This is a genomic window from Shewanella sp. SG41-4, assembly GCF_014164505.1.
Classification (GTDB): Bacteria; Pseudomonadota; Gammaproteobacteria; order Enterobacterales; family Shewanellaceae; genus Shewanella.
Genome location: NZ_JACJFI010000167.1, coordinates 1 through 9,543, shown reverse-complemented (window position 1 = coordinate 9,543; position 9,543 = coordinate 1). Strand labels below are relative to the sequence as shown.

The 9,543-nt window shown below is 40.4% G+C and carries 8 protein-coding genes and 1 pseudogene; 6 read left to right on the top strand and 3 right to left on the bottom strand.

Annotated features, from left to right (window positions below):
* The 3 genes and pseudogenes from H5202_RS14515 to H5202_RS14510 all read right to left on the bottom strand — a co-directional run.
* On the bottom strand, positions 1–1,128 hold a 1,128-nt coding region (locus H5202_RS14515), incomplete at its 3' end, for an AMP-binding protein (protein ID WP_182772702.1).
* 109 nt (positions 1,129–1,237) lie between these two features.
* Positions 1,238–1,368: pseudogene (locus H5202_RS24295) on the bottom strand (IS3 family transposase); the annotation flags it as partial.
* Positions 1,369–2,013: 645 nt separating this feature from the next.
* Positions 2,014–2,220, bottom strand: a complete 207-nt coding sequence (locus H5202_RS14510; protein ID WP_101088339.1) for a hypothetical protein — start codon at positions 2,218–2,220, stop codon at positions 2,014–2,016.
* Between the two features lie 771 nt (positions 2,221–2,991).
* On the opposite strand from H5202_RS14510, the gene betI reads away from it, so the two are divergent.
* From betI to H5202_RS14480, 6 genes are all read left to right on the top strand, one after another.
* Complete coding sequence (gene betI, locus H5202_RS14505) at positions 2,992–3,588, top strand: transcriptional regulator BetI (RefSeq protein ID WP_182772701.1); 597 nt, start codon at positions 2,992–2,994, stop codon at positions 3,586–3,588.
* Entirely contained in the window at positions 3,588–5,054 is a 1,467-nt protein-coding gene (gene betB, locus H5202_RS14500; RefSeq protein ID WP_182772700.1) for a betaine-aldehyde dehydrogenase, read from the top strand. The genes betI and betB overlap by 1 nt, the downstream gene beginning before the upstream one ends.
* Positions 5,055–5,080: 26 nt before the next feature.
* Complete coding sequence (gene betA, locus H5202_RS14495) at positions 5,081–6,763, top strand: choline dehydrogenase (RefSeq protein WP_182772704.1); 1,683 nt, start codon at positions 5,081–5,083, stop codon at positions 6,761–6,763.
* 235 nt (positions 6,764–6,998) lie between these two features.
* Positions 6,999–8,216: a BCCT family transporter gene (locus H5202_RS14490; RefSeq protein WP_182772699.1), complete on the top strand. Its 1,218-nt coding sequence runs from the start codon at positions 6,999–7,001 to the stop codon at positions 8,214–8,216.
* A 27-nt stretch (positions 8,217–8,243) separates the two neighbouring features.
* Positions 8,244–8,951: a TorF family putative porin gene (locus H5202_RS14485; RefSeq protein ID WP_182772703.1), complete on the top strand. Its 708-nt coding sequence runs from the start codon at positions 8,244–8,246 to the stop codon at positions 8,949–8,951.
* A 124-nt stretch (positions 8,952–9,075) separates the two neighbouring features.
* A partial coding sequence (locus H5202_RS14480; RefSeq protein ID WP_182772698.1) for a MarR family winged helix-turn-helix transcriptional regulator occupies positions 9,076–9,543 on the top strand: 468 nt, incomplete at its 3' end.

Sequence of the window (9,543 nt, the reverse complement as noted above, 5' to 3'; positions counted from 1 at the left end):
AGTCCCTGCCGCGACCACAGGGGAACATTCAGTTAAGCCATAGCCTTCGATCACTGGCATTCCAGTGAGTTCTTGCCAACGATCAGCAATATGTTTTTGCGTCGACATTCCACCTGCAATAGTAAAACGTGCGTGACTAAAATCTAATTTTTGAAAACCAGCATGATTGTTTAGACCATTAAAAAGTGTATTCAAACCAAAAACCATTGTGAATGGATATTTACTTAAATCTGCTACGAAACCATCTATATCTCTTGGGTTGGTAATAAGTAAATTCGTTGCACCGAGAAAGAGCATAAACATCATACTCACTGAGTTGGCAAAAATATGATAAAGCGGAAGTGGAGTTACTGCATATTCCTTATCATATAAGGTTCTTGGGCTAAAATGCGCATGAACCTGTAGAACGTTAGAAATAATATTACTATGAGTCAGCATTGCCCCTTTAGCCGGTCCCGTCGTTCCACCTGTATATTGAAGGTATGCTAAATCATCTACTGTTATTTGGGGATCTATAAAGGGAAGTTTCTTGCCTTCGGTTAACGCTCTACGCAGTGAAATAGCGTCGGGAATATGATATTTAGGCAATATTTTTTTGACATGTTTGATAAGAAAGTTAACCAATGTACGCTTATGAATAGCTAACTCATCGCCGATTTTGGTTAAAATAACATGCTTAATGTTAGTCTCATGCAGTATTTGCTGAAGGTTATTACCAAAATTTGTTACGGCAACAATAGCACTAGCACCTGAGTCTCGTAATTGATGTTTTAACTCTCGAGGGGTATAAAGCGGATTAACATTTACAATAATGAGTCCTGCTTTTAATGCACCTAAAATAGTGATGGGATATTGCAATAAATTAGGCATCATCAAGGCGATTCGTTCGCCTTTTTTCATTTTTAGTTCAGATTGTAGATAAGCAGCAAAAGCGTTACTTTTACTTTCGAGATCTTGGTAGGATAAACTATGTCCCATATTAATATATGCGGCTTTTTTAGCATGTGCACTAAAAGACTCTTTAAACAAATCATTGATATTGTTATACATACTTGAATCTATTGTTGTGGGCACATCCACAGGATATTGTGTTAACCACGGTTTATCATTTGTCATTATAGTCATCATTAATGTTGTTGTTTAAACATCACTATTGTAAATTAATTTACCTAATTAGTATAAAAATAATAGCCTTAATTCAATGAATTAACTACTATTCTAGAGGGTTAGCAGTAGCGAATTTCTCGGAGTGTGACTCGTCTCTGCTTTTATCATTTTTTCGTTTCACTCTCTCTTTCTTCAGCAGTGAAAAAAGCAGTCAGCTACTGCATTATCATGGCAGTTTCTACTGTGGCACATGCTTGCTTCAGGGTGTTGCTAAAGAAAGCTTCGTCAGTCAGAAAAAGATAATGGCAGAAGATTATGGGGTCAGAGCGAATAAGGTCAATACCTCCTAACTTTCTATCATTTTAGGTCTAAAACCAGTTAAAAAAGGCAAGTAATAAAGCTCAAGTCGAAAAATGATTATTCTTGTAAATCAGCGAGTAGAGATGTGGGTGTGAGCTTCCCACAATGGACTTTCTCGGCCATCCATGTGCTAAAGGCATTCAGGCATCCTGCCTATCAGATGTGAACTTAGCTTTCGCGGTACAGGTCGTTTCTTGGCGCCCTGCCATCACGACATTCGTGAATCCATTCACATAAGATGTAACATCGGAAGCGTTAGCATTTTCATTCTTTACTGCAAGATGGACCGGGGCCAATTCCAAGTGAAGTTCAAAGCTGGATCAATCCTCATGGCGATGTTTTCGCAGCTGTTGTTTTGTAAATAGCGAAAATGTTGCGGGGCGGCAGGGCTAATTCTTTTATAAAGAATAAAGAGAGAGCAGGCATTAATTCCTCTTGGTCTGGTGTTGGTGAAGCATCACAACGTTAGTGGTCGCTGGGTATATTCCAAGCTCACTTTGGGGCATAAATGAATCTCAGTGATAAAACGCATAATGTCTACGGCGACTAAAGCCGGATAAAGTACGGTATCGCCACTAATATTATTCCCATAATCAGCAAAGTGGTCACGCTGGCAACAAAATAAGGAAACACGATTAATGCCATTCCTACGCACAAGGGAACAATCGCCCTTTGGCGCTTACCATAAACAAAATACCCCATGCCTATAGCGCCAAATAGCACACTCCACATGATCATTGATGCGCTGCCCATCCATTTACCTCTTAATCTAATAATCTTGCTATTTAAACATCATAATAAGGTTATAGCATGATTAATGTTTTGCTATTACGTCTCTATGATGAATAAAGAGCATCATTGGTAAAATCATTGTGGCTGTAGCGTTAATCAAGCCAAACACCTAAACATCTAGCACAGTACATAACCTATATGCATAGCATTAGTACATAACATTGGTCAGCTTGTAATAAGTCTAACGATGGACAAGCTGCTTGTTAATAAAGCGAGCGGCTTAGGCTCCTACGCATCACTAACAAACGTCAGTGATAATGAAATGATTGTATTGTGGCATTGTGGCGGCCCAAAAACTGCCGTTAAAGATTGAATAAAACTAACGGACTTGATCAATATCACTTATCCTGTCCGCTCACGAATCTACCGTTAATAGCACAATATGAAGCTCATTATTCTCCGTTTGATATCTGCACCAATTAGGCCGTTCGGATCAAAAATGCCCATTTAAAAATGATAACCTATCAGTAAAACGCCAAAAATAACTACAGCTGTAATCATTATGACAAAATCTATTCATTTTTTACAACAAATCACCAACCAACATCAAATGCAATTTAACCCATACCAAACAACAACTTAATTTTTATCGGTTATCCCCTAACTCATTTTGCGGCTGTAGTGATGTGATCTATATCAAGTTATAACTTGATAATTACAGCACTAATCATTAGTATCGTTGTTAATTGAGCGTTCAATTAACAACTCTTAATACAGATAACGGACTCCTTTATGCCAAGACCTACAATGAAAAACGTCAGACAACAACAGCTAATAGATGCCACGTTAATGTCAATCGAACGTCATGGGTTACAAAACACTACTATTAATACCATTAGTGGATTAGCGGGAATGTCATCAGGGATCATCAGTCACTATTTTGGTGGCAAACAAGGGTTAATTGAAGCCACGCAAAAATTTCTGTTAGAGGAATTGAAGCAAGCATTACTGACGAAAACGTCAGGCAAAACATTAACCCCAATGGAACGGCTTTCAATGATTGTGGAAGCAAATTTTACTGAATTACAACGTTCAACCGCCGCGACAAAAACATGGTTAAGCTTCTGGTCCCAAGCGATGCACGATCCAGGATTAGCAAGATTGCAAAACATTAATAGTCAGCGGTTATACAGCAACCTGCTTTATTCGTTTAAACAATTATTACCCAATGCAGCCGCTGTTAATGCAGCCAAGCAAACTGCGGCAGTAATTGATGGTTTTTGGTTACGCAGTGCGCTGAGTAACACCCCAATAGAAGATTTTAAGCAAGCCCAAATTTTATCTAAAGCCTTTATCAAGGCTGTGATCGTGCACAACGGAGTAGAATAATGTCATCGTTAGTTATTTATCAAAATTATGTTCATGGAAAATACCAATCAAACGGTACTGGCGAAACATTTGAAGTTATCAATCCTGCGACAGGAAATGTCAGTTATTTAGTTGAAGTGGCAACCGAGTCTGTCCAAAAAGCTGCTATAGAAAGTGCCAAAGCAGGTTTTGCTGTTTGGTCGGCGATGACGCCTATAGAACGTAGCCGTATTTTATTAAAAGCCGTTGCCCTACTACGTGAGCACAATGATGAACTTGCTGCAGGCGAAGTATTGGATACAGGTAAACCATGGCAAGAAGCTTCGGTTGTCGATATCGTCACTGGCGCCGACTCAATTGAGTTCTTTGCCGGTCTCGCCCCAAGTATTGAAGGTAATCAACAACCTGTTGGTGCAGACTTTTATTATACTCGCCGTGAGCCATTAGGTATTTGTGCTGGTATAGGCGCATGGAACTATCCGTTACAAATTGCTTGTTGGAAAGCAGCCCCGGCACTTGCATGCGGCAACGTAATGATTTTCAAACCTTCAGAAGAAACACCTCGCGGTGCAATGCGTTTAGCTGAAATATTCACTCAAGCGGGCGTGCCAGATGGCGTGTTTAACGTAGTTCAAGGTGACGGTCGAGTTGGCGCATGGCTCACCACCAATGAAGATATTGCTAAAGTGTCATTTACGGGTGAAGTCGGTACCGGTAAAAAAGTCATGGCTGCGGCGGCAGGTTCACTAAAAGAAGTGACCATGGAGCTTGGCGGAAAATCGCCATTGATTATCTTTAACGATGCCGATGTTGAAAATGCAGTATCAGCAGCGATGTTAGCTAATTTCTATACTCAAGGTGAAGTGTGTACCAACGGTACTCGCGTGTTTGTGCAGAAAGATATTTATCCGCGCTTTATCCAACGCTTAAAAGAGCGTACTGAGCAAAATATCGTTTGTGGAGACCCAATGCACCCTGACACCAATTTTGGTGCATTGATTTCACGCGACCATCAACAAAAAGTGCTCGACTACATTGAAATCGGTAAAAAAGAAGGTGCCACCTTATTAACAGGCGGAACAGCATTAACACCTGACAATGCACCTAATGGTTTCTTTGTGGCACCGACTGTGTTTACAGATTGCACTGATGAGATGACGATTTCAAAAGAAGAAATATTTGGCCCTGTGATGTCAGTGTTTACCTTTACTGATGAAGATGAAGTCGTTAAACGTGCAAATAGCACTCATCTAGGCTTAGCGGCGGGCGTATTTACGCAAGACATTACTCGCGCACATCGTGTTATTCACCAAATGCAAGCCGGTATTTGCTGGATAAATGCTTATGGTGCCTCCCCTGCAGAAATGCCGGTTGGTGGCTATAAGATGTCTGGTATTGGTCGTGAGAATGGCTCTGAAACATTAAAAGCATACACCCAAATAAAAGCTGTTTACGTTGGTATGCAGTCACTTGAAAGCCCATTTTAGGAGTGACCCAATTAATGTCTACGCAAATGTCTCACGAATACGATTATATTATTGTTGGTGCCGGTAGCGCAGGTTGTGTATTAGCCAACCGCTTAACGGAAAACCCAGACAATAAAGTCCTGATACTTGAAACCGGTGGTAGCGACAAGAGCATTTTTATCCAAATGCCAACCGCCCTTTCAATTCCCATGAATACTAAAAAGTATGCATGGCAGTTTGAAACCGAAGCCGAACCACATTTGGACAATCGCCGTATGCATTGCCCGCGTGGCAAAGTGTTAGGCGGTTCATCATCAATCAATGGCATGGTCTACGTACGTGGTCATGCACGTGATTTTGACGAGTGGCAGCAAGAAGGTGCAAAAGACTGGGATTACGCTCACTGTCTGCCTTACTTTAAAAAAGCTGAAACATGGTCTTTTGGCGGTAATGTTTATCGCGGTGATAAAGGCCCATTAGCGGTTAATAACGGTAATGAAATGAAAAACCCGTTATATCAAGCTTTTGTTGATGCAGGTGTCGATGCCGGCTACCTAGCCACTGATGATTACAATGCCAGTCAGCAAGAAGGCTTTGGCCCAATGCACATGACCGTTAAAAACGGCGTACGTTGGTCTACGGCAAATGCGTACCTTCGCCCAGCAATGAAACGCCCTAATTTAACCGTGGTCACTCATGCGCTTGTGCATAAAGTGATTATGCAAGGTAAAACGGCTGTCGGCGTTCGTTACGAACGTAAAGGCGAGTTAATTGATGTTAACTGCAATAAAGAAGTGATTTTATCTGCAGGTTCAATTGGTTCACCGCATATTTTACAACTGTCGGGTATTGGTGATTCAAGCACATTAGCTAACGCTGGAATTGAGCAAGTACATCAATTACCTGGTGTTGGTCAGAATCTGCAAGACCACTTAGAGTTTTACTTCCAATTTAAGTGCTTAAAGCCGATATCACTTAATGGCAAAATTGATCCGTTAAACAAATTGTTTATTGGTGCTCGCTGGATTTTAAATAAGTCAGGTTTGGGTGCAACTAACCATTTTGAATCGTGTGGTTTTATCCGCTCAAAAGCGGGCTTAGAGTGGCCTGATTTACAGTACCACTTCTTACCTGCTGCCATGCGTTACGACGGAAAAGAAGCGTTTGCGGGCCATGGTTTCCAAGTTCATATTGGCCACAATAAACCTAAAAGCCGTGGAGCGGTAACGGTTGTATCGAATGATGCCAAGGTTGCTCCACAAATTCAGTTCAATTATTTATCGCATCAAGATGATATTGAAGGCTTTAGAGCGTGTGTTCGTTTAACCCGTGAAATTATTAATCAACCGGGTTTAGATGAATATCGTGGTGAAGAAATTCAACCAGGCTTAGCAATACAGACCGATGAAGAAATAGACCGTTTTGTTAGAAGCTCAGTAGAAAGCGCTTATCACCCTTCTTGCTCATGCAAAATGGGCGAAGATGAGATGGCTGTTGTCGACTCTGAAACAAAAGTTCACGGTATAAATGGCTTACGAGTCGTTGACTCGTCAATTTTTCCGACCATTCCAAATGGCAATTTGAACTCACCGACGATTATGGTCGCCGAGCGCGCTGCCGATATCATTTTAGGCAACAAACCACTTGCGCCAAGTTTGGCAAAAGTAACCATTGCACAGCAATGGCAAACATCACAACGATTACAAGCGCCTAAACGACAAATTGATTAACACCCATTAGTCGATGTGTATTTATTTATACACATCGACAACAGGTTGATGGCCAACCTACGTTTTCGTGAATGGCCAATTTAGCCATGTTCAATCTATCAGGGTTTAACTATCGTCAACACGATACTTAAGGCTTGAGGGCGTTTTGCCTTTAAAAATTGTTCTATGGCATAAAAAACATACAACAAGGAGCCAACATTATGTTCGCACACACTATTCACCCAGGAGTTAAATAATGACAACCTGGTTATCAATAGGCATTTTATTCACTTTTGCCGCTATCGCATTTGTTATTTATCGTTGGGGTAACATGCAATGCATTGGTGTCACACCGGTGCGTAAATTTACCTTTATTGCCATTTTGTTCACTTCAGGACTCGATGTTGGCTTAATCATGTTCCCATTAACAGAATTTGCAGGTTATGCCGACTTGGCAACCAGTCCGGAATATGGGTTTAGTAATCCGTTAGCCATAGAGTTTGGTTTTTGGGCCTGCTTAATTTGGGCGTTTTACTTTTTAACGTGTTTCTATTTCTGTGTGATTGAGCCAAGAGTAAAGTACTTTGAAATTCCATTGATCAAGTTTATTAATAACGTGGTCATTATTGGTACCTGTGCCTTTACTGCTTATTTATTGTTAACTAACTTACCGTGGTATTTACCACAATTAGGTGATGGCGAAACCGTTGTCAGCAGTTTCTACTTAATCGTATTTATGGTTATTGCCGCCGCAGTGTATTCAAGTACTAGCATTCGCTATGTTCGCTATCTTAGTTTAGGCAGTACTTGGTTGTTCTTAGGGTTAATCGCCATTATGTGGGCTGGTGCATTTTTATCAGACGATTCTAGTGTGGGTGAATTCTTTACGACATTTGCATTAATCGGAGACTACTTTGGTAACATCCATAACTTTGTACTACCGATAAACGACTATCATGAATTTTACCTGTTTTGGTGGTTTGCGTGGAGTATTATGATTGGTCAATTTACCGCACGTTTTGTTGGCGGAATGAAAACGTACCAAGTGTTAATCGCTATGATGGTATTCCCTTCAATTCCAATCGCAATTTGGTTCACAGTACTGTATTACTATAGTGCTAACGGTATCGATACATCAGGGTTCTATAATCTTGCTATGGTCATTGTTGGGGTAACATTTGTTATTAACTCACTCGACTCACTAGTGCGTTTATACACCGACAACTTAAACTTAACGGTTGAACGTTTTGGTAAAGTACCTTACATCGTTGGTAATGTTGTGGTCCTAAGTGGATTAACCTTACTATTCAAACTAGACTTTTTAGAAATCCAATGGGTCGGTGCACTGGCTATTGGTTTGATACTGAGTTGCTTCGTTTACATTTTAAAATCGCATTACCGTAAAGTGAGAGCAATTGAACTCTCTCCAAAAGAAAATGAAATCGATTTCACTAAAATCGAATTAGCAGACTAAACAATAATAATGATCCAAGGAAAAATGATGAACACAACAATGAAAAAGTTAGCTCTATTAAGCTTATTTGCTTTACCAACTTCTGTAATGGCAGGCGAGTTAAGCACAACCGTTAATGCAACGTCTGACTATACCTTTAATGGTGTGAGCCAAACGGATAACTCTCCTGCATTACAGGCTAGCCTTGACTACGCAGCAGATGACGGTTGGTACGTTGGTGCTTGGGCATCTAATGTTGATTTTGGAAGCGGTGATGATACTTGGTTAGAACTTGATTTTTACGCAGGTAAATATTTTGAACTAACAGACAGAGTGTCTGTAGATGCTGGTATTGCATATTACACTTACCATGGTGATGATGCCTCTGATGAGTATTACTACCCAGAGCTTTACACCAAATTTGGTTATACTTCATCGCTTGGCCAGAGTGAATTAAACTTTTGGTACTCGTGGGATTATTTTGGTGTTGATGCTGACCATTATATCATGATGGTTGCACATACCTTTACCGTTGCTGAAGGTCATGACATCCGTGTGAGTTTTGACCGTTCAACGTCACAAGACGAAGACAAATGGGCATGGGACGGTGATAAATCTTACAACCATTTCCGAGCTGAATACTTAACCAGCTGGGAAGGATTTGATTTTAATGTCGCTGCAGAAGACACAAGCATGGACAACGATGCTAGCGATGCTCGTTTAGTCGTATCGGTATCTCGCACTTTCAGCCTATAAACTGATATTGCTCATAAAGTAGCTAAGCAGAATAATGTCGATGATATTATTCTGCTTTTTTGATATTGGGCAATGAGTCATAAGCTAAATTCTGTTATTGTGCGTGGTGAATTATGAGGGGATTATGGAAAAATACGAACAACTACTAATTTCATTGCGCCGGGTGATCAGAGCTATTGATATACACTCACGCCAATTAAATAAACTATCGGGTCTAACTGGACCACAATTAATGGTCATACAGAAAATTGATCAACTTGACGCTCCACTGGCCAAACAAATAGCTCAAGAAATTAATTTGAGTGCAGCGACAGTGACCACCATTATTGATCGATTGGAAAATCGTGGCATGGTGATTAGAAAGCGCAGTGAAACCGACAAACGTAAAGTTCACCTGTCATTAAGTGACGCTGGTAAAACATTATTAAATAGCGCACCTAAACCACTGCAAGAACATTTTATTATGCGTTACCAAAACCTTGAAGAATGGGAACAAAGTCAATTATTGTCGGCTGTTGAACGAATAGCCACCATGATGGATGCCAATGAAATTGATGCAGCCCCAGTTTTATATGTAGGGCAAATTCAAGTA

What these genes read in the sequence shown, in the direction of transcription:
- betI (WP_182772701.1), top strand. Translation starts at nt 2,992, where the DNA reads ATGCCAAGACCTACAATGAAAAACGTCAGACAACAACAGCTAATAGAT.
- H5202_RS14490 (WP_182772699.1), top strand. Translation starts at nt 6,999, where the DNA reads ATGACAACCTGGTTATCAATAGGCATTTTATTCACTTTTGCCGCTATC.
- betB (WP_182772700.1), top strand. Translation starts at nt 3,588, where the DNA reads ATGTCATCGTTAGTTATTTATCAAAATTATGTTCATGGAAAATACCAA.
- betA (WP_182772704.1), top strand. Translation starts at nt 5,081, where the DNA reads ATGTCTCACGAATACGATTATATTATTGTTGGTGCCGGTAGCGCAGGT.
- H5202_RS14510 (WP_101088339.1), bottom strand. Translation starts at nt 2,220, where the DNA reads ATGGGCAGCGCATCAATGATCATGTGGAGTGTGCTATTTGGCGCTATA.
- H5202_RS14485 (WP_182772703.1), top strand. Translation starts at nt 8,244, where the DNA reads ATGAACACAACAATGAAAAAGTTAGCTCTATTAAGCTTATTTGCTTTA.